Consider the following 25,271-nt stretch of genomic DNA (forward strand, 5'->3'; position numbering starts at 1 on the left):
AATGTTGAATCTCATGTAAGATTCTGTTCATACATAAGCTAAATCATATCTGTATGAATATGTATTATTATTTATATAATATATAATATGAAATATAGTTTTTAATTTTAATACATATTATGTCATATCAAATAGTTATATTGCATTAAATGATTTTTTTGAAAAATTTAAATATTACAATCTTTTAAATGAATTGATTATTTTATAAAAAACCAAATGTTTTGCATGATCCATGATCCCAATATCACTGGTTTACATAAACAATAATGATTAAAAATTTTAATAAACCAATACTGTGTATCAAACTCATATTAAATGTTTTTAATACAAATATATCACGTTATGAGTTCATACGTACTTTGATTCGTGCTGATTTTCCGCTAAGATTACGTAAATAATATAATTTAGCACGACGTACGATGCCAAATCGTTTAATTTTAATCTCTTCAATTACAGGAGAATGTGATTGAAATACTCGCTCTACACCTTCTCCACTAGAAATTTTCCTTACAGTAAACGAAGAATGTAATCCACGATTTTTAATAGAAATAACTATTCCTTCAAAAATTTGTAGGCGTTTTTTATTACCTTCAATAACCCATGTTTTCACCTCTATTGTATCACCTGGGTGTAAGTACGGTATATTTTTTTTCATTTGTTTTTCTTCAAAATTATTTATTGATTCATGCATATATATTATTCTCTAGTTTTTATTTAATGATTAAAGTATTCATTTTTAAATTCAGCAAGCAAATTTTTTTCTTCATCAGTTAATTGTGTATCATTAAGTAAATCTGGTCTTTTAATCCAGGTATAACCCAAAGCTTGTTTTTGTCTCCAACGATGGATGTTATAGTGATTTCCTGATAATAATACTGAGGGTACTTTCATGTCATTAAAAGTTTCAGGTCGCGTATAATGTGGACAATCTAATCTTCCTTTGAAAAAAGAATCTGATTTTTTTGAATCTTTATTTCCTAACACGTCAGGCAGAACTCTAGATATCGCATCTATTAACACCATAGCTGCTAACTCTCCTCCACTAATTATATAATCTCCTATAGACCACTCTTCATCGATTTCTGTTTGAATTAATCTTTCATCAATACCTTGATATCTACCACAAACTAAAATTAACTTCTGATGATCATATGCTAATTTATATACATATTTTTGATTCAACTTTCTTCCTTGAGGAGAGAGATAAATTACTTTAATGTTATTTCCTAATGCATTTTTTGCTTGATTGATTGCATTCCTAAGAGGTGCAATCATCATTACCATACCTGGTCCTCCTCCGTAGGGACGGTCATCTACTTTGTGGTATCGATCATCTGAAAACACGCGCGGATTCCACAATTTTAAGGAAAGAATACCCCTTCGAATTGATCGGCCTACTATTCCGTAACGAACAATAGACTGAAACATATCTGGGAATAAAGTAATTACACCTAACAACATATATTTTTATACTTTATTTTATAATAAAATTAAAAATTAGGATCCCAATCTACAGTAACAATATGCGTGATAAAATTAATATTTTTAATAACTCTTTTGATAAGAAAAGGAATAAGGCAATTTTTGATTCTATGAGGATTAGATTGATGCATTTTTACTACTAAAACATCATTTGCTGTGGTTTCTATTATACTGACAATATTCCCTAAAAGGACTCCCGGTACAGTAATCACTGCACATCCTATTAAATCTCTCCAATAATATTCATCGTTATTTATACGTGGAAATTGTGTGTCATCAATAATAATATTACAACGACTTAACAATTGAGCAGAATCTCTATTTGAAATTCCTCGTATTTTAACAATATAATGTTTCCCAATTAGTTTCCATTGATCTAAATAAATGGATTTCCATGTAGATTGGATGATAGTAAAATATGGGCTATAATGAAATATGTTATCATTTTGTTCAGTAAATGATATCACTCGTACCCACCCTAATATTCCATATGCGCCTACTATTCTTCCTATTACTACAGGGTGAGGGGGTGGCGCCGTAATGCCTTCTTTGTCTATTGGGTATTCATTATTTTTCATAAATTTTTTATTAATTTTAAAGCACGTTTAGACGGACTCGCTCCTCTCTGTAACCAATATTTTACACGTTTTGTATTTATATGTAATTCTTTTTGATTTCTAAATTTAATTGGGTTAAAAAATCCAACACATTCGATAAAACGACCATCCCGTGCATTTCTACTATCAGTAACAACTATGTGATAAAAAGGAGTTTTTTTATGACCTCCTCGCGATAATCTGATTCTTACCATAAGTATATGCCTTAAATTAGTAACCAAAAAAATCAATAAACTCACATTCAATAATATGAATATATATTTATCGATTTAATCAATAAAATATCTTTTAATTAATTGTAAATTTAGATGATATTTTATTTTTTAATGTGCGTATCATTCGAAATATTTCATTTTTGTTTATTTTTTGTATCGTAATACGTATACGATTAAATGTGTTTAGTAACTTAGTAACATCTTGCATATGTACTCCAGATCCGCTGGCAATACGTTTTTTTCTAGATCCCGTAATTATTTCTGGATGCATACGTTCTTTCAGAGTCATAGAGTTGATTATGGCTTCCATACGTATGAATGTATTGTCATGAGTATATGATTGAATACTATCTAAGTTCACTCCTCCTATATTAAGAGGTAATTTACTTATTATTTTATTAACCCCCCCCATACTTCGTATTTGTTTTATGTAACCTAAAAAATCATATAAATTAAAGTCTACACTATTTTTATTAATATATTTTTTTTCTTTAACCCATTCTGATTGATTATCAATATCTTCAATTAATGAAAGTATGTCGCCCATTCCAAGTATGCGTCCAGCTATTCTGTATGCATTGAAAGACTCTAATGCATCAATTTTTTCTCCTGTTCCTATGAATTTTATAGGTTTATTAGTAAGGTATTTGATGGATAAAGCTACCCCGCCGCGTGAATCTCCATCTAATTTAGTTAAAATAATTCCGGTTAACGGTAAGGTTTTATTGAACACGTTTATACTATTAATAGCTACTTGTCCGATCATAGAATCCACAATGAATAAAGTTTCTATTGGAGTAATAAATTCATGTATTTCAGATAGTTCCGCAAGCAAATAATCATCTGTATCTAAACAACCAGCGGTATCTATTAATAAAACATCATAAGATAATGATTTTGATACCATGGTTGCTGATTTTAGTATATCAATTGGTTTGTTTTTAATAATATTATAATCTTCAAAAAAACTTATATCTTCAGAATATATCAATGATTTTAATTGTTGTACACCCGCTGGTCTATACACGTCAGTTGATGCCACTAATACTTTTTTGTTTTTTTTAATTTTTAAAAATTTTGCAAGCTTTCCAACAGTAGTAGTTTTTCCAGAACCTTGCGCACCTACTATTAATATTATTGCTGGTATTTGAGTATTTAAATTTAAATCATTTGATCCTTCTCCTATAACTTTTACCAAAGACGTATGCATGATTTTAATAAATTCTTGACCTGGAGTTAAATGTTTGTTTATATCTTTTCCTATTATGCTGTTTTTAACTTTATTAATAAAACTGTGTACCACGGGTAACGCCACATCTCCTTCTAATAAAGCAATTTTAACTGTATTTAAAGTTTCTTTAATATTGTTTTCTGTTAAACGTCCAGAACCAACAATATTACGTATTGATTGTGATATTTTATTGGATAAGTTTTTAAACATTTCTATAGCTCAAAATCAAAAGCAAATACTCGAATAAACATATTATACAATTGCACTAAAATCATCGTAGACACAGTCCATCATAGATGGTGTCATTTCCGTTATAAATGAAATACAAATTTACTTGTATAATCAATTAAATTTTAATTATTTAATAATTTAAATAATATACAATACACCCGAGAGGATTCGAACCTCCGGTCGCTCGGTTCGTAGCCGAGTGCTCTATCCAATTGAGCTACGGGTGCATCGTCACTGCTAACAAAACAAAAAACAGTGAGGGAGGGATTTGAACCCTCGACACAGTGTTGAGCACCATATACTCCCTTAGCAGGGGAGTGCCTTCAGCCGCTCGGCCACCTCACTGAACATTTTATTATCTGCTCTGTTTATTGGTTTATTTTATTTGTTTATTATGATCAAAAATTCTCTGCTACATTACGTTGTTTTCATGTAATTTACAACTAAATTTTTTGTCATAAAACTACTATTTTATAAATTTATTAAAAAATAATAACTTTAGCACAAGTTCTGTTGTGATTTTTCAGCTTTAATACGTTGATAAATTTCTTCTCGGTGTATAGATATCTCCTTGGGAGCATTTACACCAATGCGGACTTGGTTCCCTTTAATACCTAATACAGTGACTGTAACCTCATCTCCAATGACGAGAGTTTCACCAACTCGTCGAGTCAGAATAAGCATTCTTTACTCCTTGAAAAATTCAAATAACCCAGACTGCTTAAATTTTACTGTTTTTAAAATTTATGAACAATATGAAATCAATATCTGTATATAACATTTATACTTTACTTTTCGAAAATTTTAGCGCACTACTTCACAATACATGAACAATTTTTTTATTTTAAAACAACTTTAATATAGTTGTGTAATTATTTACAATATCTTATGTAACAAAGAATCTACTGCAATAGATACTTTAGATGTAGTTGTGATATTGTTAATACCAGCTTGAGCAAAATCAGGTCTACCTCCACCCTTTCCACCAAGGGCATTTATAATACACCGAACCAAAGATAAAGCATCTATACGATTACGTTCTATTAAATCTTTAGTTACAGCTGTCACTAAATTAGTTTTGTTGTTTTCATTGATATTAATAAGAATAATCACTCCTGATTTTAATTGATGTTTAATGCAATCTATCATCTTAAGTAACGTTTTTGGAGTCAGATTAACCACTTGTTTGATTAAGACTGGTACATCTTTAATATAGTAGGTGTTCTTAATGAATGATAAACTTTGTTGTATATTTTGTTGGTTTCTTAAACAATCTATCTCTTTTTCTAATTTTTGATAACGGTATTTAAATTCATGTATTTTACTTAATATATTTTTATCATCACTTTGAGTTAATTGAAAAATATTTTTAAGCAACATCTTATGTTGATGTATTACAGATAACGCTACGTTACTAGTTACTGCTTCAATACGTTTAATACCAGAAGCAATACTAAAGTATTTGGTAATCACAAACACACCAATTTCTCCAGTACGCGCAGCATGAGTTCCCCCACATAATTCAATAGAAAAACTTCCTATTCTGAGAACACGAACTTTTTTATCGTATTTTTTATTGGTCAATATTACAGCTCCGTTATCTCTAGCTACTTCTATTGGCATAACGTCAACTGTAATAGGAGAATTCTTCCAAATTTGTTGATTTACAATATTTTCTACTGTATTTATTTGCATCGTTGTCATTTTTTCGTGATGATAAAAATCAAAACGTAAATATCGATCATTTACCAATGATCCTTTTTGCATCACATGAGATCCAATAACTTGAAACAAAGCAGCATGTAACAAGTGTGTGGCGGAGTGATTCAAAGAAATACATTTCCTTTTATGTTGATCTACTTGAGCAACTATTTCTTCTCCAACACTAATAGTTCCACCATTATTGACCATTCCTAGATGAGCTATTGTGTGCCCATATTTTTTTGTATTAGTAACTTGAAAAAATCCAGATTTAGTATTTAATTGACCACAATCTCCAATTTGCCCCCCAGATTCTCCATAAAAAGGAGTATTATTTAGAATGACTATTCCTTCTTCTTCTGTGTCAATTTTATTTATTGATTTATTTTTTTGAAACAGTGCTATTACCCGAGCTTTACAATTAAGCTTATCATGTCCAACAAATATACTTGATACATTATATAGTGATAATTTTTCATAAGTTATATCAAATTTGTTTGATTCTTTTGTACGTTTTTTTTGTGTTAACATGGCTTGATCAAATCCTATTTGATCTATGTGTATACCATGTTTTAAACAAACATCTTGAGTTAATTCTAATGGAAATCCATAAGTATCATATAAATGAAATGCTATTTCACCGTGTAAGCAATTTCCTTGTAATCGTATTAATTGTTTCTCTAATAATTCTAATCCTCTTTTTAAAGTATTTTTAAATAATTTTTCTTCACTAAGTAAAATTTTTTCTATAAAATCTTTTTTTTCATGTAATATATTAGCTATATGATGCATAGCTTTAATAAGAGGGGGGACTAATTTGTAAAAGAAAATATCATTTATACCCAGTTTTCTTCCATGAAGAATAGCCCTACGAATAATACGACGTAATACATAACCGCGACCTTCGTTAGAAGGAAGAATGCCATCTTGAATTAAAAATGAACATGTACGAATATGATCGGCGATTACATATACGGATCTATTCGCATGAATATCATTAATTTTCATGATTCGAGATATAGAAGATATCAATTTTTTGAATACATCAATAGAATAAGCACTATTTACTCCTTGTAATATTGAAGTAATACGTTCTAAACCCATCCCAGTATCTACTGATAACATAGGGAGCGACAAAAGATGACCGTTCTCTTGACGATTAAATTGTATAAATACTAAATTCCAAATTTCAACATATCTTTCTCCAAATGTTTCTACACTACCAGGAGGTCCCCCTGGAAACTGATCTCCACGATCATAAAATATTTCTGAACAAGGACCACAAGGTCCAATATTTCCCATTTTCCAAAAATTATCAGAATCACAAAAATCATTTGTATTGTTACCAATCCTAACAATATGTTCGTTAGGGATATCTATTTTTTTGGACCAAATATCATAGGATTCATCATCGCAAATATGCACTGTTACCCATAATTTATTTTTAGACAGATTAAACCAATTAACGTTAGTCAATAACTCCCAAGCCAACTGAATAGCTTCATGTTTAAAATAATCTCCAAAACTAAAATTACCTAACATCTCAAAAAATGTTAGGTGCCATTCAGTGTATCCAACATTATCTAAATCATTATGTTTACCTCCAGCACGTACACAACGTTGCGCGGTAGCAACACGCTTAAATAATGGATGATCAATGCCTAAAAATATGTTTTTAAATTGATTCATACCAGAATTAGTAAATAATAATGTTTGATCACTATTAGGCACTAAAGTACTGCTTGATACAATTTCATGTCCTCTTTTTTTAAAAAAACTAAGAAATTCTTGACGAATATCATCAATATTTTTGTACATACAAATTCCATCATGGAATAAAAAATTCCACACACATATATAAATTGCATAACTACACATTATAAACAATTTTCAAAAAGATAGAAATCAAAAACAATAGAATATTATTTATATTTAAGTCATATAGAAATTCATTTTTTTGAATAAATACTACCGATTATTATTAGTAATATTATAATTTATTCTATTACAAATTAAATTTTAAAAAATATAAAATCAAAAAATTCTTTATAATAATTTTTTCTATTCACCGATAATAGATGAATGGGCATTTAAGTAGTTTATATGATCTATTTTTATAGATAAAATTTTAAACATGGATGTAATATTTAGTTGATAATGTATGTTTGTGTAACATAATCTTTTCTGTAATAACATATATATAAATATATATTTCAATATTTATTTTTCAAAAAAAATTAGGATATATCAAATCAAAGTACATTGTCACTTATTTAATACAATACCTTCAAATGCCATAATCATTTACAACATTTTTACAATAGTAAAAATGCATAATAATATATATAATCTTTCACAGTTATTATGATTTATTTTCCTTTGCTCAATTAGTACTAAATTTTACTGTTTTGATTAATATTATAGGTGCATTAAAACGTTATTATGTAGTACATATATACCATATTTTATAGAATGAGATAAATATGACCTTTTTATGCTTAATATATATATCAATGGATATATCTTACTTCATACCTGAAAAATTAAAATTTAAAAATTATGTACTGTATTTTTAGATTAATAACTGACTAAAATTTTTAAATCAAAATATTTTAAATCAGTATTAAACCAGTGCAAACATAAAAAGTAGTATTTATTTATACAAATACAGCATTTTGTATATTTAATTCAAATAAAATATTAACTTATAGTCAATTTAAATTTACCTGTTCTGGAGATAATATAAAGGATCTACAGATTTTCCTTTATATCTGATTTCAAAATGTAATTTTACTTTATCAGTCCCGCTGTTACCCATAGTTGCAATTTTTTCACCCATTTTGACTGTCTGTTGTTCAGCAACCAATATCATATCGTTGTGTGCATAAGCACTAAGATAGTTATTATCATGTTTGAGGATAATCAAATTGCCATATCCTTTTAACGTATTTCCAATGTATACTACTTTTCCATTAGCGGTAGCCACAACAGGCTGACCTAAAGTGCCGGATATATCAATTCCTTTATTGCCTCTTTCAGCATCAGAAAAAGTATTAATAATTGTGCCATTTGTTGGCCAATACCAATCTTTGATTGCCACCAAATGTGATATTTTTGAACGAGTAATCATATTATAAGACATATCGAGATTAGAATAAGTATTATTATACGGTTTAGGATAAAACGATTGTTTTGCATCAAAAATCAATGTTTTTTTTAAAGCATTATTAGCTCTATCAAAGGAGATGAAAATCTCTCTCAATAATTTTTGAAAATACAACCATATTGTATTATGATGTACTTTTAAAACTTGATCTACTTTTAATACATTGATATCCTTAATATTATTTATTTTTGCTAAATTTAGACAATCATTTCCTGTAATCCAAGAAATATAAAATAAGGTATCGCCTGATTTTACTGTGTATGTAGATTTATGATAAGAACTATAATTTGCATTATTGTACTTATGTATGTTATTCGCAATAGGTGTGTTCTGAGGATATCGCAGATTTGTCTTTTTTTCTTGCGACATATAGATAGTAACATCAGAATTTGTGGATCGTGACGCGCGTTGATTATGGTATTTATGGATATTGTCACTAGAACATCCTTCCAGCAATACAAGAACCACTATTATATAAATTATCGATCTGCTATCTACCAGCATAATAGATGCGTTAAACTCCTCTGCTTCCTGCTTATTTTCTATTGATAATTTATTTATTTAAAAATCACACATTATATGAATAACACATATACATTTGGCATTAATATTAGATATATTTTAATAATCAAATAAATAACTCATATGTTTGTGACATACACTTATATGCTGCATATCAACAATTAGTAAAAAATACTTATTTATGTGTATACAACAATGGATTATTTTTTATAATTTTTAGGAATCGTTATAATATTTTTTTTAATATCTACATATTTTTGTTTCATAGATAAAAACCACTAGACTATATTTTTATGATTATTCAAAAATGAATAAGTATCTTATAAAATTTAAATAATTTCGTATGTTTTTATAAATCATTAGTATCCATAATATAATATGGATAATCAAACATAAATATTATGCAATAATATACATTGAGCTTTTATATTACACTTGATGATACTGATGTAATACTTTATCTAACAGATAATAGAACGAATCGCGCATCATAATGATACGCCATAATAATAAATAATAATCAAATACTTTTTTAATAAACGTATCGTACCTGATAGGTGCATATGTAACTGTAAAATATATATTGTACAGTTTGATCAATACTTTAACGTGTTAATAATACGACTGCTATACACGCAATACCTTCAGATCGTCCGATATATCCCAGTGTGTCAGTAGTGGTAGCTTTTATATTAATATTATCTACTGCACAATTTAAGTCTTGGGATAAATGATGTCTCATCTGATAAATATATGTATTTATTGTTGGGATTTGTAGAATTACAGTAATATCTATATTTTCTAACAAATACCCTTGTATAGTAATTTTATTCCAGGCAATTCGTAATAATTTTCGACTATCCATGTTATTATATTTAGGATCAGTATCCGGAAACATTGACCCAATGTCACCATGACAAGCGGCTCCTAATAAAGCATCTATCGAAGCATGCATCATCACATCGCCATCAGAATGTGCCTTAATTTTTTTCATATAGGGGATCTCCACTCCTCCAATAATAAGCGGTCGACATCCTCCAAACTGATGTACATCAAAACCATAACCAATGCGTAACATGTTTACAATCTCATTAAGTTTTTTTATATGATTTAGATAAATAAAAATTAGCCAATTTTAAATCATCTTGATGAGTAACTTTTATATTATCAGAGCGGCCTTGTATCAAAATGGATTTATATCCACAATATTCTATAGCTGATGCTTCATCAGTAACAGTCACTCTATTTTTTAAAGCTTTTTTAAGACAATATTTTAAAAGATCATAATTAAACAATTGTGGAGTTAAAGCATGCCATAAATTTTCACGATTTACAGTATATTTAATAAAATTAGTTCCATAGTAACTTCGTTTAATAGTATTAAAGATTGGTATTGCTAAAATCCCACCTACTTGAGAAAATTTTGTAATTTCAAAGAGCCTTATTAAATCTTCATGATGCAAACAAGGACGTACCGCATCATGCACAATAACCCAAACTGATTTTTTTTTTACATGCCGTAATCCAGCCATCACTGAATCAGCTCGTGTGTGCCCTCCAACAACTACACTAACTCTGGGGTCATAAGAAATAGATAATTGATGAAACCAACGATCCTGTGCATTAATTACTACAATACAATGGCGAATACATGATTGACATAGCAAGGCATTGATGGAATATTCAATTAAAGTTTTGTTACCTATGGTACAATATTGCTTTGGTAATAAACTATTCATGCGTTTTCCAGTGCCTGCTGCCGGAAGAATAGCAGTAATGTATGGAAATTTTTTTTTCAACATATTCAGATATAAACAAACAATTTATATATAATTAATTGGGATTAGATCGTTTTTTGACGTTAGTTTAGTTAACATTACTATACAATGTTGGTAAATAAAAAGTTTCACCGAGTTTAATCATGCCAAGATCATATCTTGATCGTTCCTCAATTGCTTCATATCCATGAAGTAAATCATAAATTTCATATAATAATTGATTATTACGAGCCCTCATTTGATCGATATTATTAATATTTTTATATAATATAATTGTATTATGAGTAGATATTAAATCATAGATACCATTTTTACCCAACCATAGTGAATACTGTAACCAAGCAAACAATGCCAATAACATACAATTTAATTTGTTCATTTGCGCCGCCAATTCATTATGTTTCATATTAATTAAACGATTATATTCATCGTACAATTAATTCTCTGTTACTAATAATGAATAAATATTTATTGGATAGATGATAATAATCATTAAATGCATAATTGTAGTTCATTGGTGTAAAATTTAGAATTGCAATGTTGTCATGATTGATTGAAAAATCTCATAAATTATTAAATTTTAATTATAAAAAGAATATTGCTTGTTTGAAAGATTTATTGTATTTTTAAAGGGCAACGGTTTTTGTTATAATCAATTAATTTTTAATAAAGACTGCTATCATAGATGATTAATTCACTTAAATTATTAATTATACAATATTTTGTTACATATCCTATCTATTATTAGATAGATCTATTGTAAACAAATATTCAATACATGATGATTGCAATATTTGGTCAATTAACTCTGTAATTGATTTTTGACCGTCTAAATATATATCTGGTTTTTTTGGTCTTTCATAAGCAGAACTTATACCAGTAAAACTTTCTATTTCACCAGATCTAGCTTTTTTATACAAACCTTTTGTATCACGTTGTTCACATATATGAAATGGTGTGTCGACAAATATTTCAACAAAATTATTGGTAGGAAACATACTGCGTACCATTTGACGATCACAAGCATAAGGAGAAATAAAAGTAGCTAATACCACTATGCCAGCATCAACCATCAATCGTGCTGTTTCTCCCGATCGACGTATGTTTTCATGTCGATCATGATCTCTAAATCTTAAATCCCGACATAATCCATATCGGACATTATCTCCATCCAACATATATGTGCTAACATTTCTGTAGTGTAATTTTTTTTCTAAAATATTAGCTAAAACTGATTTTCCAGCTCCTGATAGTCCTGTAAACCATAATAACATAGCATGATGTTTATGTAAAAATTCACGATCTTTTTGTGTTATATACCCAGTGTTCCAAAAAATATTTTTGTTGGATATGTGATGATTATTTTTGTGAGTCATAGTATGATTGTCGTCATGATAAATTTGGGATTTTCCAATGAGGAAAATGAAAACGAATAAATTCATGTAATGCCAATTCAAATTCATTATAATTTTTGTTGTTATACTTTAATTTATGGCACACGATAGGAGTACGTACCATTCCAGCTCCTACAGTTTCATTAGTTAATAAATCAATAAATATCATGCTACCAGTTATTGGATAATGAGAGTATTGATCTAATAGCAATGGTTCAGAAAATAACAATTTTATTAATCCAATTCCATTGAGTGGGATTATGTTTGTTTTTCGATATTGCAAGGTATCTACATCTATTTGGTATTCTATACTTTTTATCTGAGCTTTTACTGTTTTAGTAGTGATTTTAACATTAAAATATTGATTTTCTTTTAATGCTTCTTTTTTCATCCATACTACATCTACCAAAGCCTTTTGAACAGGTGTAATAGCGGCATGAGAATCAATTATCATATCTCCGCGACTAACGTCAAGATCATCTTCCAAAATTACAGCAATTGCCTCTCCAGCTTCAGCATGTGTTTGATCTGTGTTAAATTTAATAATACGTTTAATAATAGAAGTAGTATTCGAAGGAAAAATATTGATACATTGTCCAACATGCATATTACCAGAAGCAATAGTACCAATATAACCTCTAAAATCTAAATTATGACGAATTACATATTGTATTGGAAAACGTAATTCTTTTTTATCGAAATGCAAATCATCATCAATATGAATATCTTCTAAAATTTCTAATAATGTGGGTCCATTGTACCACTTCATATTTCTTGATAACGTTGTAACATTATCTCCGTCTAAAGCGGATATTGGGATAAATTTTGTATTTATTTCGGTAGGTAAATATTTTTTAGTGAATTCTAAATATTCTTCTATAATCTTTTGAAATATTTTTTGATTATAATTTATTAAATCCATTTTATTAACAGCTACTATAATATGCTGAATACCTAGAAGTACAGTGATAAACCAATGCCTTCTAGTTTGATTCTGTACGCCCTTACGAGCGTCAACTAATAAAATAGCTAAGTCGCTAGTAGAAGCGCCAGTAATCATATTTTTTGTATATTCTATATGTCCTGGAGTGTCAGCAATGATAAATTTACGTTTTTTAGTAAAAAAATAACGATAAGCAACATCTATGGTAATACCTTGAGCGCGTTCCGATTGTAATCCATCTACTAGCAAAGCCAAGTCTAATTTATTTTTTTGAGTACCAATTTTTTTACTATCCGTATGAAGAATAGATAATTGATCATCATAAATTTGATAAGAATCATGTAATAATCGGCCTATCAGGGTGCTTTTACCGTCGTCTACGCTACCACATGTAAGAAAGCGCAACAAAATTTTATGTTGTTGCGCATATAAATAATTTTCAATTCCTCCATGATCGATAATTTCCTGTTCTATGGTATTTATCATGATGTTCCTTTAGAAATAACCTTGGCGTTTTTTGTTTTCCATAGATCCGGATTGATCGAAATCAATAATTCGACCTTGACGTTCACTTTTATTAGACATTAACATTTCTTCAATTACTGCAGGTAATGTCTCTGCTTGAGATTCAATTGCTCCGGTTAATGGCCAACATCCTAATGTACGAAATCGTACCATACGAGTTTCTACGATTTCTTCAGATTTAAGATTAATTCGATTGTCGTCCACCATGATTAAATGGCCGTCTCTATGAATTACGGGGCGATTTTTAGCTAAATATAGTGATACTATATCAATTTTTTCAAAGAAAATATACTGCCAAATATCTAATTCTGTCCAATTGGATAAAGGAAATACACGAATACTTTCTCCTTTATTAATTCTTCCATTATAGTTGTACCATAACTCCGGGCGTTGTTTTCTAGGATTCCAACAATGAAATTTATCTCGAAATGAATAGATCCGTTCTTTAGATCTAGATTTTTCTTCATCACGGCGAGCACCTCCAAAAGCTGCATCAAATCCATATTGATATAATGCTTGTTTTAAACCTTCTGTTTTCATAATATCTGTATGCTTAGCGCTACCATGAATAAATGGGTTGATTCCCATAGATACCCCTTCTGGATTTTTATATACTAATAACTCTAAATTATGAGATTTAGCGGTATTATCTCGAAATACATACATTTCATGAAATTTCCAACCAGTATCTATATGTAATAAAGGAAAAGGTAATGGACTAGGATAAAATGCTTTTCGAGCTAAATGTAACATTACTGAAGAATCTTTACCAATAGAATACAACATGACTGGTTTTTGAAACTCAGCAACTACTTCACGAATAATATAGATACTTTCTGATTCTAATTTATGAAAATAAGTAATGTATTTTCTATTATAGATCATATATTACCCTTTTAATTTATATCAAATTAATAATTGAATTAATAGGATAGTAATTCAATGCTTTTTGACCAAACCAATTTATTTGATTATGCAATAAAACTACATCACCAACAATTAACAAGGCGGGGTTATCAGCCATTTGTGCTAATTTTTCTAATTCAATTAAGGTGCCAATTAAGATTTTTTGATCTTGATATGTTCCTTTACTAATTACAGCTATGGGAGTATGTATATTTCGTCCATGAATAATCAAATTGTTCCTAATATTTATAGCATTAAGTTTCCCCATATAAATCACTAATGTCTGCTTATTGTTTGACAAACTGTTCCAGTTAAATTGATCGTTGTGGTCATTTGTATTATGCCCTGTAATAAAAATAACGCTACGAGCAAATTTTCTATGAGTCAAGGGGATACCAGAATAAGCTGCAACACCTATTCCTGCTGTAATACCAGGAACTACTTGAAACTTAATACCTGCCTCTGATATTGCCTGTAATTCCTCTCCACCCCGTCCAAAAATAAATGGATCTCCCCCTTTGAGTCTAACGACTTTATTCCCCTTTTGAGCTAATTGCACCATAAATTGATTGAGTTCTTTTTGGGAAATTGAATGATTTCCAACATGTTTTCCAACACAAATTTTATCTGCATCGCGACGAGCTAAATCTAGAATATCTGAGTTTACTAAGTAATCATACAATATGATATCTGCTTGTTGCATGACTTGCAACCCTCTGATAGTTAATAATCCTATATCTCCGGGGCCTGCTCCTACTAATACAACATGACCTTTTTTATCACTTTTATTGTTTCTAGAATTATTAAGAGTATATTTTAACACTTTTTTAGCTTCTTTAGGGCGACCTTGTTCTATTAAGGCAGCAACCTGTCCATGATAAAATATTTTCTCCCAAAACTGACGTCTGAGCACTGTATCTACGATATGTTGCTTCACTCGATTACGCCATGCTCCAGCCAATTTTGCTAGAAATCCAAGAGACTTTGGTAATAACAATTCCAGTTTTTCACGTAAAATACGCACTAATATAGGTGCTTTCCCGAAAGAAGAAATGCCTATTAAAATGGGATCCCGATCCACAATAGCAGGGAAAATACATGAACATTTATTCTTGTCATCCACAGTATTAACTAATAGATGGCGTTTTTCAGCATTTTGGTATATTACAGTATTTAATTTAGAATTATTGGTTGCTACAATCACTAAAATTACTCGATCTAACATCATAGGGTGAAAATCTTTATTAATCCAATGGATTTTATGTGTAATTAAAGTGTTTTTTAGTTCCCTACACAGGGCGGGCGCTACTATTGTAATAGTAGCGCCCGCCCTGTGTAGCATTTTTATTTTACGTGCAGCAACACTACCTCCTCCAACTACTAACACTGGCCTATTTTTAAGATCAATGAATATTGGCAAATATTCCACAGAATTACGTTGACGCTGATGTTGAGGATACAAGCAACCTCAGGAACATTAATGTATATATAATATAATTATATAATTGTAAATTACAACTATAAGAATAGCTCATATCTTTCATTTTTAAAATTTTACTTTCTATCATCATAAACGTATGTACTAAGAATATCTTAATAATTATTAAAATACGAGAGATCATCCTTTCAACCAGAACACTGCTGACAACTCTTATATTTCGTGTAAATAATAATAAATTCAATCAATAATATGTAAACCACATTCACGTTGCAACCCAAAAAAACGTGTATCTTCTTCTCTCATACCAGGTTCCCATTTTCTGCTAGTATGTACATCTCCTATGGATACATAACCTTGTTGCTGCAATGGATGATATTCTAAAGAATGCTTTTGCATGTATTTATGGATCTGAAGAGAATTCCAATCAACGATAGGTAGGAATTTAAAAATTCCATTTTGAATAGTTATGATTGGTAATGTTTTACGACTATCTGATTGATTCCTCCTTAGTCCTGAGAACCATGTTTTTACTTTCAGAGTTCTTAAAGCACGATTCATAGGTTCAATTTTATTAATAGTGTTGTATTGTTTAATTCCTTTTATACCCTGCGTCCATAATTTACCATATCGTGCTTCTTGCCATGCTGCAGATTGATTAGGGGAAAATATATGTAAATTTAATTGCATTTTTTCTGTCAAACGGTCAATAAATCGATATGTTTCTGGAAATAAATAACCAGTATCAATTAAAATAATCGGAATATTAGGATAGTAATGAGTGACGAGATGTAAACTGACTGATGATTGAATACCAAAACTTGAAGACAATATCGCTTGATTCGGTAAATGTTCTATAGCCCATATCAATCTATCAGCTGTATTTAAAGATTCTAAATATTGATTTATTTTGATTAAAATCAATTTTTGTTCATTCATGTCTAGTGAATTAAGTTCTGTAAAAGTCCAACAATGATTAATAATATTTAATAGTTTATTCATAAAAATCTTTTTCAGAATTTACAACAGCATTAACTATTCCAGATCTTATTACATAATCTCCATAAGATTCTTGATTATTTCTCTCGCGCGCCCAACGATGAATAGTTATATCAAGGATATTTAAAATATCATTTTCTGTGATATTTTCTTTGTACAAACGAGGAATACGTGTACCAATTTTATCACCTCCTAAATAAAGATTATAACGTCCTATTGATCTTCCTGTTAGTCCAATTTCTGATAACATCGCTCGAGCGCAACTGTTTGGGCAACCTGTTACTCGTAAAATAATAGCATTTTTATCTAATCCATATTTTGACATGATATTTTCTATCTTAGTAACAAATTTCGGTAAAAATCGTTCTGCTTCTGCCATCGCTAATGGACAAGTAGGAAACGCTACGCATGCCATAGATGCTTTTCGTTGCGGTGTAATATCATCATTGATTACACCATATTTTCTTAATGTATTTTCAATTATCAATTTATTGTCCTTGGATACTCCAGAAACAATTAAATTTTGATTTGAAGTCAATCTAAAAGAACCTGAATGTATGTGAGCAACTTCTGCGATCCCACGTTTTAACAACTTATGGGGGTCATTATTTGAAATCCTCCCGTTTTCTATAAATAAAGTGAGATGCCAATAATCATCGATACCCTGTACCCATCCGAATCGATCTCCTCTGTCCGTGAATACATAAGGATGAATTGGATAAAATTTTACCCCAGAACGACGTTCAACTTCTGATTTAAATGTTGTTACTCCAACTCGAGTTAAAGTATACTTTGTTTTAGCATGTCTACGATCACATCTATTTCCCCAATCTCTTTGCGTTGTAACTACTGCTTCTGCAATTTTTAAAACATCTTTTTCAGCAATATATCCGAATTCACTAGCTTTACGAGGATATGTAGTAATATCTCCATAAGTCATCGCTAATCCCCCACCTACTAACACATTAAAACCAATTATTTGATCAGCTTTATCATTCTTGATAGCAATAAAACTCAGATCGTTGGCATGAACATCTACATCATTTATAGGTGGTATCGCAATTGCTATTTTAAATTTACGAGGCAAATAAGTGGCGCTTAAAATTGGTTCAGAATCTAGAGATTCTGTTTTTTTTGAATCTAACCAAATTTCTGCATATGCATTAGATTTCGGTAGTAAAAATGAAGAAATACTTTTCGCTAATTCCCAAACCTGATAATGTAATGTTGATTCCATTGGATTAGCTGTACATAATACATTACGATTTACATCTCCAGCAGTAGCTATGGAATCTAATCCCAATTTATTCAACAAATGATGCACACTTTTTAAATTAGGTTTTAGTAAACCATGGAGTTGAAAAGTTTGTCGACTAGTAAGACGTATCGTTCCATATAAAGTATATTTTTCTGAAAAATCGTTGATAGCCAACCATTGTGCCGGCGTGATTACACCACCTGGCAAACGACAACGTAACATCATATTAATTAATGGTTCTAACTTTTGGTGTACTCGTTCTACACGTACATCACGGTCATCCTGTTGATACATGCCGTGAAATCTAATTAATTGAGCATCTTCTGTATTAAATCCACCGGTTAAGTTATTGTCTAAATTTTGAGCAATAGTACCCCTTAAAAAGTTACTTGCTTCTTTAATGCGCTCATTATCGGATAATAACTCTATATTTTCATTATTATTATAATAATCATGTTTTTTGTTCATTAATAAATATCTCTCTGATAACGGTGTTGTATCCGCATTTTATTCCAAAATTCATGTGCTTTATCTAAGTCCATGCTCCCGTGTTTAGATGTTAACGTAACTAAAGCCTCATTGACATCTTGAGCCATGTGCTGAGCATCGCCACACACATAAACATGAGCTCCTTCTTGAATCCATGACCATAGTTCAACACTATTCTTTAACAATTTGTTTTGTACATAAATCTTATTATTTTGATCTCTGGACCAAGCTGTATCAATTTTTGTTAATAACCCATCTCTAAAATAACGTTGCCATTCAATTTGATAAAGAAAATCATCTATAAATCTTAAATTCCCAAAAAACAACCAATTTTTTCCTGACGCACCATCTGAAGATCTTTGTTGCATAAAAGCACGAAACGGAGCAATACCTGTCCCAGCTCCAATCATAATTACTGGAACATTAGGATTTTTTGGTAATCTAAAATTATTATTAGGTTCAACAAAAATGCGTATTTTTTCATTTTCCTTGATGCGATCTACTAAGTAACCGCTAGCACCACCTGTTCTGAAGCGTTCATTTGTCTTATATCGTACTACACTCACAGTAATATGTATTTCATCTCCCACTTCTGATTGAGCAGAAGAAATGGAATAAAATCGGGGTTGCATAGGACGTAATATTTTTAATAACTCTTGAGGAGTTATTGAAATTGATACACGATGCATCATTTCAATAATAGGTGTAGTTAAAATAAATTTATTTAATTTTTCTTGATTCCGGAATAAATCCAACAACATTTTATCCTGAGCAATAGTAGCTATATTTTTTACAACAATAGAAGTATTATGAGTTAATTCGTAATATTTTTGTAATGCTTCAAGAAGAGACATCGGCTCTTCTTTAACTAGTACTTGCTCAGTTCCTTTTAATCTTAATAATGTTAATAACTCATTAATAAGGTTAGGATCATTTTCATACCACACTCCTAACGCATCTCCTGGTTGATAATATAAATTAGAATCGGCAATATCTATCTCTAAATGGTGTACATCCTTAAGTGAATTGCGACTAGTAATTTTGTATCGGGTTGATAAACAAGCAAGCAATGGATACTCTTTGTTATATACAGTGTGATTTATTTGTTCAATACTACAAATATTATTATTTTTATTAAATATGGAAGTGGATATTATTTTATTTTTTAACAAAAGAACTATTTTTTTTCTCCATATATTCGCTTCTTCTTTAAAATCGATATCGACGTCGACTCGATCGCATAATCGATGCCCCCCAAGCTCTTCTAAGCGGTGATCAAAATCTTTTCCAGCTTTAGCAAAATATTCATATGACCGATCTCCAAAGCTAAATACTGCAAAATAGGTATTTATCATTTTAATTGCTTTATTGGAAAATAAATATCTGTATAACTCAATTGCTTCTTCTGGAGGCTCTCCCTCTCCATAGGTGGAAGTAATAATAATTAAAAATGTTTCTTTGAAGATTTGTTTGAATTTGTAATCTCCAGCATTAAATAACACAACATCCAAATTAATTGCATTAATATCATTGCGTAATTGTTCAGCTAATTGACGTGCATTTCCAGTTTGAGAAGCAGATATCAAAGTAATTTTTTTATTAAGGTGAACATCTTCTATTGTCGTGTTTTCAGAAATACCAGTTATTTTTTTAGATCCTGAAACGCTTGTCAATCCCCATAAATATCCAGATATCCAAATGAGTTGAGATCTAGACAAAGTATCTAAAAATGATCGAATGTAATCCAACTGTTCCGAAGTGAACGGTGTTATCGCGTTATGTGTTGTTTTTTTCATCATTAAATTAAACTGTTTAATTTTATTTTATAAAGAATTAATTTTATAAATTAGTAAAAGTGTATATCTTTACTAAAATATTGTTTTATTCATGCAATCCAATTTATCTGGGTGTTTAACAATACGAATGACTGACATATATAAATAAATTTAATTGAATAAAATTTTTTAGATTTTGTTAAACAAATATTTTTAAAACTACTTCTTATTATTTTAATAACAATATAAATTGTAAGAAAAATAAAATTCAAATATCAGTCATTGGACTGTTATTACAGTAGCAATACTGTATATGCAATATGAGTAATGATCAATTTTTAATTAATAAAAAAATAATTTATAGTATAATACAAAAAGATACATTGAAGATTAACCGTATTTATTTATTAACCATAAATATTTATTATTTATTTAATTTACAATAATAATTACTATACATATTTTTATATCAAAAAATGAAAAAAATGATTACTTTTAACTAACATTTTATTAGTTTTTATATAAAACACGCAGACCGTTTTATTTCTTAATTTTTCTATAAAATATTCGTTTGTCTAATTTTATGCACATTTTTAAATATTATAAATTACGCATTAATTATGAATAAGTTTATTTTTGAAGTTATAAAATACTCCCCTTTTTCCTAAAATTTCTTCTATACGAATTAGTTGATTGTATTTAGCTACCCGTTCAGAACAACGCACGGGTCCAGTTTTTATTTGACCTGAAGAGGTACCTACTGCTAGGTCAGCAATACTTGTATCTTCAGTTTCTCCAGAACGATGTGAAATAATTGTACCGTATCCTGCATTTTTAGCCATTTTAATAGTTTCTAGTGTCTCAGTTAATGACCCTATCTGATTACATTTAATTAAAATAGAATTTGCAATGTTGCGATCAATACCTATTTGTAACAAATTTACGTTAGTTACAAACAAATCATCTCCTATTAGTTGAATTTTATCACCAAGAACTTTAGTTTGATAAGCAAATCCATCCCAATCGTGCTCGCTTTGTCCGTCTTCAATAGAAACTATCGAGTATTTTTGCGCTAATGATGATAAATAATAAGTAAATTCTTCAGAGGTAAAAAATTTTTTTTCACTTTTTATGTGATACTTATTATTGGATACATCAAACAATTCAGATGCGGCACAATCTATTGCTAAGACAATGTCTTCTTCCAAAATATAACCGGACTGTTCTATGGATTCTTTTATTAATTCTAATGCGGTAGAGTGAGAATTAATGTTAGGAGCATATCCACCTTCGTCTCCTAGTTGTGGGGATATTCCTTTTTTATTTAATATTATTCTTAAATTATGTGATATTTCAGACCCCATCTGAATTGCTTTTTTGATGGTTTTTGCTCCCACCGGAATGATCATAAACTCCTGAATATCTAAATTGTTATCAGCATGTTTACCACCATTAATAATATTCATCATAGGGATCGGTATAATAAATGTATTTGAGGATGTATTGTATAAATCGGAAATATGCTGATATAATGGAATATTTTTAAATGCCGACGCTGCTTTTGCAACTGCTAAAGAAACACTTAAGATAGCATTAGCTCCAAATTTTGATTTATTATTGGTTCCATCCAAATCAATCATAATGCCATCAATAACACGTTGTTGCGTTACATCAATACCTATTAATGCCTTATGAATGGGTCCATTTACAGCACTAACCGCTTTTGTTACTCCTTTTCCAAAAAAACGACTTTTATTATTGTCTCTCAACTCTAAAGCTTCCTGAGAACCAATAGATGCTCCAGATGGAACAGATGCTAATCTAGAACCACCTTTAATATATACTTCAGATTCTACCGTTGGATTACCACGTGAATCAATAATTTCACGTCCAATAATATTCAAAATTTTAGGCATTTTTATTTCCTTTATAAATTAATTTTATTTTTATATACACCAAAAAAATGGTATCATAAATGTAGATGTATGTGTATTAAATTAATTTATTATAACGATGTTGATATTCTATCGCAGCTTTTATGAAACCTATGAACAAAGGATGACTTCTACGGGGTGTAGAATTAAATTCAGGATGGAACTGACTACCTATGAACCATGGATGATTTGAATATTCGATGACTTCTACTAAATTGTTCTTTTCGGAAAAACCAACACAACTTAATCCAGCATGTGTTATGTTTTTTAACAACATATTGTTTACTTCATAACGGTGTCGATGGCGTTCTAGTATAGTACTTTGACCATACATTTGATGCGTTAAACTCCCTTTCATTAAATAACACACTTGATTACCTAAACGCATAGTGCCACCTAAATTAGTGTTTTTATTGTGTGTTATAAACATACCATTCTCATCTTTACACTCAGTAATTAAAGCTATTACTGGATATTTACAATCAGTTACAAATTCTGTAGAATTTGCCTCAGGCATTCCAGCAACGTGACGAGCAAACTCGATCAATGCTACTTGCATCCCCAAACAAATTCCAAAATACGGTATATTGTTTTCTCGAGCATATTGTGCAGATAAAATTTTTCCTTCCACTCCGCGATAACCAAATCCTCCAGGCACCAAAATGGCATCTAAATCTTTCAGAGTTTTTTCGATGCCTAATTTTTCCACATCCTGGGAGTTAATAAGACGAATATTAACAACAAAACGATTTTTTATTCCAGCATGTTTTAATGCTTCTGTCACTGATTTGTAAGCATCTACTAATTCAATATATTTACCCACCATACCAATAGTCACTTCTCCTATCGGATGTTCTTGATAATAAATTACTTCCTCCCAATCTGATAAATTTGCCTCGGGACAATTTAAATCAAAGTGTTTACAAATGTAATCATCTAATCCTTGATCTTTAAGTAAAGCGGGTATTTTATAAATTGAATCTACATCTTTCAGAGAAATGATTGCCTGTTGAGGTACATTACAAAACAAAGAAATTTTTTTTCGTTCACTATTACATATAATTCGATCAGATCTACAAATTAAAATATCAGGTTGAATTCCAATGGAAAGCAATTCTTTTACTGAATGTTGTGTTGGTTTGGTTTTTAGTTCTCCAGATACTGTAATAAAAGGCACTAATGTCAGATGTATATATAAAATTTGTTCTCTATTTACTTCCATTACCATTTGTCTGATAGCTTCTAAAAAGGGTAATGATTCGATATCACCTACTGTTCCGCCTATTTCTACTAATAATACATCATAACCAGAACCACCTGCTATAAGCCATTTCTTTATAGTGTCAGTGACGTGAGGAATAATTTGTATCGTGGCTCCTAAATAATCGCCACGACGCTCTTTCTGTAAAACAGAAGCATAAACTTTACCGGCAGTAAAGTTATTATGATGCCTCATTTTAGTATGGATGAAACGTTCATAATGTCCTAAGTCTAAATCAGTTTCCGATCCATCCTCAGTAATAAACACTTCTCCATGTTGCACGGGACTAATTGTACCAGAATCCATATTAATATATGGATCTAATTTAATTATAGTTACGTTGAGCCCTCGAGCCTCTAAAACTGCAGCCAAAGACGCTGTGGTAATGCCCTTACCTAAAGATGATACCACTCCACCAGTTACAAAAATATAATTAACTCTCACATATTAACCCAAATTATACATTTATTTTTTCATTGTTTAAAAGTTCTCTCTATGACCATGGCGGATTATCAGTTATATAAGTAATAATTACATGTTTATCCTTATTTTATAATACAATTCTGATTATTTCTGGATGTTATTCAAACTTAAATAATTAATAAAATGAATTATCACAAATAAAATGCCTAGTTAAGGTATAACTTAGTTATTAAAAATAATCAATATAGCCTTCACATTTATTACAAAAATTTTATTTTAATTTTATCTTTTAAATACACACCATACCCACTATATAATGAGTAATCACAGTTAATAATTTTAATACTTGAATTTTATACTATATAAAACACGATGTATATATAATGCAAATTAATATACTAATATTTAATGAACATGATCACAGTAAACATAATATATTTGATGATTTATTATGTTATACATCAAAATATTTATACGCTGAAAGAAGAACCGCAGCTACAAGTATTCTTAGCATTTGGATTGATTACAACAAATCGGGATCCTTCCAATCCTTCATAATAATCTATAGTACCTCCAAATAAATATTGTAGACTCATAGGATCTATTACCAAAGAAGCACCATTATTTTCTATAATATAATCATCATTAGAAACTTTATCATCTAAAACAAAACCATATTGAAACCCGCTACAACCTCCTCCTATGATATATATACGTAATTTTAAACGTGAATTACTATTAATTATTTCATTTTCAATGAAAAACTTTACTTTTTTAGCTGCAAAATCAGTCAATTGTATAGGAATGTTTGCGTCATTATTCATAATTATCAACCTTTTATATCATATATAATGTTATATTATGTTTTGCAATAATTAATTGATCCATTTATAATGTGATCATATTCAATTATATTAAAATTAATTCCCTAAACAAAGATTTAGTAACATATACATATGCATATGCAATAATATTATCTATAA

The 25,271-nt window shown here is 29.6% G+C and carries 20 protein-coding genes, 2 tRNA genes and 1 pseudogene; all 23 read right to left on the reverse strand.

Annotated elements, in window-relative coordinates; genetic code table 11:
* Window positions 1-340 precede the first annotated feature (340 nt).
* The 23 genes and pseudogenes from rplS to erpA all read right to left on the reverse strand — a co-directional run bounded on the left by rplS (window position 341) and on the right by erpA (window position 25,112).
* Entirely contained in the window at window positions 341-691 is a 351-nt protein-coding gene (gene rplS / locus M9397_RS01785) for a 50S ribosomal protein L19 (protein WP_250226691.1), read from the reverse strand.
* Window positions 692-714: 23 nt separating this feature from the next.
* On the reverse strand, window positions 715-1,461 hold the full coding sequence (gene trmD, locus M9397_RS01790) for a tRNA (guanosine(37)-N1)-methyltransferase TrmD (protein WP_250226692.1): 747 nt from the start codon (window positions 1,459-1,461) through the stop codon (window positions 715-717).
* Between the two features lie 29 nt (window positions 1,462-1,490).
* The gene (gene rimM, locus M9397_RS01795; protein WP_250226693.1) at window positions 1,491-2,060 is read right to left on the reverse strand and encodes a ribosome maturation factor RimM; all 570 of its coding nucleotides are present in this window, start codon (window positions 2,058-2,060) and stop codon (window positions 1,491-1,493) included.
* Window positions 2,057-2,293 carry a 30S ribosomal protein S16 gene (rpsP, locus tag M9397_RS01800; RefSeq protein ID WP_250259561.1) on the reverse strand — a complete coding sequence of 79 codons (237 nt, stop codon included), beginning with the start codon at window positions 2,291-2,293 and terminating at the stop codon, window positions 2,057-2,059. The genes rimM and rpsP overlap by 4 nt, the downstream gene beginning before the upstream one ends.
* A gap of 94 nt (window positions 2,294-2,387) precedes the next feature.
* Entirely contained in the window at window positions 2,388-3,755 is a 1,368-nt protein-coding gene (gene ffh / locus M9397_RS01805) for a signal recognition particle protein (RefSeq protein ID WP_250259563.1), read from the reverse strand.
* A gap of 174 nt (window positions 3,756-3,929) precedes the next feature.
* Window positions 3,930-4,003 (reverse strand) — tRNA-Arg (locus M9397_RS01810).
* 26 nt (window positions 4,004-4,029) lie between these two features.
* Window positions 4,030-4,121: transfer RNA gene (locus M9397_RS01815), tRNA-Ser, on the reverse strand.
* Between the two features lie 153 nt (window positions 4,122-4,274).
* Window positions 4,275-4,460, reverse strand: coding sequence for a carbon storage regulator CsrA (csrA, locus tag M9397_RS01820; protein WP_250226696.1), 186 nt, complete (start codon window positions 4,458-4,460; stop codon window positions 4,275-4,277).
* 192 nt (window positions 4,461-4,652) lie between these two features.
* The gene (alaS, locus tag M9397_RS01825; protein WP_250226697.1) at window positions 4,653-7,295 is read right to left on the reverse strand and encodes an alanine--tRNA ligase; all 2,643 of its coding nucleotides are present in this window, start codon (window positions 7,293-7,295) and stop codon (window positions 4,653-4,655) included.
* 904 nt (window positions 7,296-8,199) lie between these two features.
* Window positions 8,200-8,913, reverse strand: a pseudogene (locus tag M9397_RS01830) (peptidoglycan DD-metalloendopeptidase family protein); the annotation flags it as partial.
* Between the two features lie 856 nt (window positions 8,914-9,769).
* Window positions 9,770-10,243: a 2-C-methyl-D-erythritol 2,4-cyclodiphosphate synthase gene (ispF, locus tag M9397_RS01835; RefSeq protein WP_250226699.1), complete on the reverse strand. Its 474-nt coding sequence runs from the start codon at window positions 10,241-10,243 to the stop codon at window positions 9,770-9,772.
* Between the two features lie 13 nt (window positions 10,244-10,256).
* Window positions 10,257-10,967, reverse strand: a complete 711-nt coding sequence (gene ispD / locus M9397_RS01840; protein WP_250226700.1) for a 2-C-methyl-D-erythritol 4-phosphate cytidylyltransferase — start codon at window positions 10,965-10,967, stop codon at window positions 10,257-10,259.
* A gap of 64 nt (window positions 10,968-11,031) precedes the next feature.
* Complete coding sequence (locus M9397_RS01845) at window positions 11,032-11,349, reverse strand: septum formation initiator family protein (protein WP_250226701.1); 318 nt, start codon at window positions 11,347-11,349, stop codon at window positions 11,032-11,034.
* A gap of 328 nt (window positions 11,350-11,677) precedes the next feature.
* On the reverse strand, window positions 11,678-12,319 hold the full coding sequence (cysC, locus tag M9397_RS01850; protein WP_250226702.1) for an adenylyl-sulfate kinase: 642 nt from the start codon (window positions 12,317-12,319) through the stop codon (window positions 11,678-11,680).
* 13 nt (window positions 12,320-12,332) lie between these two features.
* Window positions 12,333-13,766: a sulfate adenylyltransferase subunit CysN gene (gene cysN, locus M9397_RS01855; RefSeq protein WP_250259567.1), complete on the reverse strand. Its 1,434-nt coding sequence runs from the start codon at window positions 13,764-13,766 to the stop codon at window positions 12,333-12,335.
* A 9-nt stretch (window positions 13,767-13,775) separates the two neighbouring features.
* Window positions 13,776-14,690 carry a sulfate adenylyltransferase subunit CysD gene (cysD, locus tag M9397_RS01860; RefSeq protein ID WP_250226704.1) on the reverse strand — a complete coding sequence of 305 codons (915 nt, stop codon included), beginning with the start codon at window positions 14,688-14,690 and terminating at the stop codon, window positions 13,776-13,778.
* 16 nt (window positions 14,691-14,706) lie between these two features.
* Window positions 14,707-16,140 carry a siroheme synthase CysG gene (gene cysG, locus M9397_RS01865; protein ID WP_250227200.1) on the reverse strand — a complete coding sequence of 478 codons (1,434 nt, stop codon included), beginning with the start codon at window positions 16,138-16,140 and terminating at the stop codon, window positions 14,707-14,709.
* 249 nt (window positions 16,141-16,389) lie between these two features.
* The gene (locus M9397_RS01870) at window positions 16,390-17,151 is read right to left on the reverse strand and encodes a phosphoadenylyl-sulfate reductase (protein WP_250226705.1); all 762 of its coding nucleotides are present in this window, start codon (window positions 17,149-17,151) and stop codon (window positions 16,390-16,392) included.
* On the reverse strand, window positions 17,144-18,874 hold the full coding sequence (gene cysI, locus M9397_RS01875) for an assimilatory sulfite reductase (NADPH) hemoprotein subunit (protein WP_250226706.1): 1,731 nt from the start codon (window positions 18,872-18,874) through the stop codon (window positions 17,144-17,146). The genes M9397_RS01870 and cysI overlap by 8 nt, the downstream gene beginning before the upstream one ends.
* Window positions 18,874-20,694: an NADPH-dependent assimilatory sulfite reductase flavoprotein subunit gene (gene cysJ, locus M9397_RS01880; RefSeq protein WP_250259569.1), complete on the reverse strand. Its 1,821-nt coding sequence runs from the start codon at window positions 20,692-20,694 to the stop codon at window positions 18,874-18,876. The genes cysI and cysJ overlap by 1 nt, the downstream gene beginning before the upstream one ends.
* Window positions 20,695-21,284: 590 nt before the next feature.
* Window positions 21,285-22,586, reverse strand: a complete 1,302-nt coding sequence (eno, locus tag M9397_RS01885; RefSeq protein WP_250226708.1) for a phosphopyruvate hydratase — start codon at window positions 22,584-22,586, stop codon at window positions 21,285-21,287.
* A 76-nt stretch (window positions 22,587-22,662) separates the two neighbouring features.
* Complete coding sequence (locus M9397_RS01890; RefSeq protein ID WP_250226709.1) at window positions 22,663-24,309, reverse strand: CTP synthase; 1,647 nt, start codon at window positions 24,307-24,309, stop codon at window positions 22,663-22,665.
* A 449-nt stretch (window positions 24,310-24,758) separates the two neighbouring features.
* Entirely contained in the window at window positions 24,759-25,112 is a 354-nt protein-coding gene (gene erpA, locus M9397_RS01895; protein ID WP_250226710.1) for an iron-sulfur cluster insertion protein ErpA, read from the reverse strand.
* Window positions 25,113-25,271: the final 159 nt, after the last annotated feature.

Origin of the sequence: Blochmannia endosymbiont of Camponotus sp. C-003 (assembly GCF_023585685.1) — a bacterium.
Classification (GTDB): domain Bacteria; phylum Pseudomonadota; class Gammaproteobacteria; order Enterobacterales; family Enterobacteriaceae; genus Blochmanniella.

Bases quoted from the DNA above. Each gene is read 5' to 3' on its own strand.
- rplS (WP_250226691.1), bottom strand. From the start codon at position 691: ATGCATGAATCAATAAATAATTTTGAAGAAAAACAAATGAAAAAAAAT.
- trmD (WP_250226692.1), bottom strand. From the start codon at position 1,461: ATGTTGTTAGGTGTAATTACTTTATTCCCAGATATGTTTCAGTCTATT.
- rimM (WP_250226693.1), bottom strand. From the start codon at position 2,060: ATGAAAAATAATGAATACCCAATAGACAAAGAAGGCATTACGGCGCCA.
- rpsP (WP_250259561.1), bottom strand. From the start codon at position 2,293: ATGGTAAGAATCAGATTATCGCGAGGAGGTCATAAAAAAACTCCTTTT.
- ffh (WP_250259563.1), bottom strand. From the start codon at position 3,755: ATGTTTAAAAACTTATCCAATAAAATATCACAATCAATACGTAATATT.
- csrA (WP_250226696.1), bottom strand. From the start codon at position 4,460: ATGCTTATTCTGACTCGACGAGTTGGTGAAACTCTCGTCATTGGAGAT.
- alaS (WP_250226697.1), bottom strand. From the start codon at position 7,295: ATGTACAAAAATATTGATGATATTCGTCAAGAATTTCTTAGTTTTTTT.
- ispF (WP_250226699.1), bottom strand. From the start codon at position 10,243: ATGTTACGCATTGGTTATGGTTTTGATGTACATCAGTTTGGAGGATGT.
- ispD (WP_250226700.1), bottom strand. From the start codon at position 10,967: ATGTTGAAAAAAAAATTTCCATACATTACTGCTATTCTTCCGGCAGCA.
- M9397_RS01845 (WP_250226701.1), bottom strand. From the start codon at position 11,349: ATGAAACATAATGAATTGGCGGCGCAAATGAACAAATTAAATTGTATG.
- cysC (WP_250226702.1), bottom strand. From the start codon at position 12,319: ATGACTCACAAAAATAATCATCACATATCCAACAAAAATATTTTTTGG.
- cysN (WP_250259567.1), bottom strand. From the start codon at position 13,766: ATGATAAATACCATAGAACAGGAAATTATCGATCATGGAGGAATTGAA.
- cysD (WP_250226704.1), bottom strand. From the start codon at position 14,690: ATGATCTATAATAGAAAATACATTACTTATTTTCATAAATTAGAATCA.
- M9397_RS01870 (WP_250226705.1), bottom strand. From the start codon at position 17,151: ATGAATAAACTATTAAATATTATTAATCATTGTTGGACTTTTACAGAA.
- cysI (WP_250226706.1), bottom strand. From the start codon at position 18,874: ATGAACAAAAAACATGATTATTATAATAATAATGAAAATATAGAGTTA.
- cysJ (WP_250259569.1), bottom strand. From the start codon at position 20,694: ATGATGAAAAAAACAACACATAACGCGATAACACCGTTCACTTCGGAA.
- eno (WP_250226708.1), bottom strand. From the start codon at position 22,586: ATGCCTAAAATTTTGAATATTATTGGACGTGAAATTATTGATTCACGT.
- erpA (WP_250226710.1), bottom strand. From the start codon at position 25,112: ATGAATAATGACGCAAACATTCCTATACAATTGACTGATTTTGCAGCT.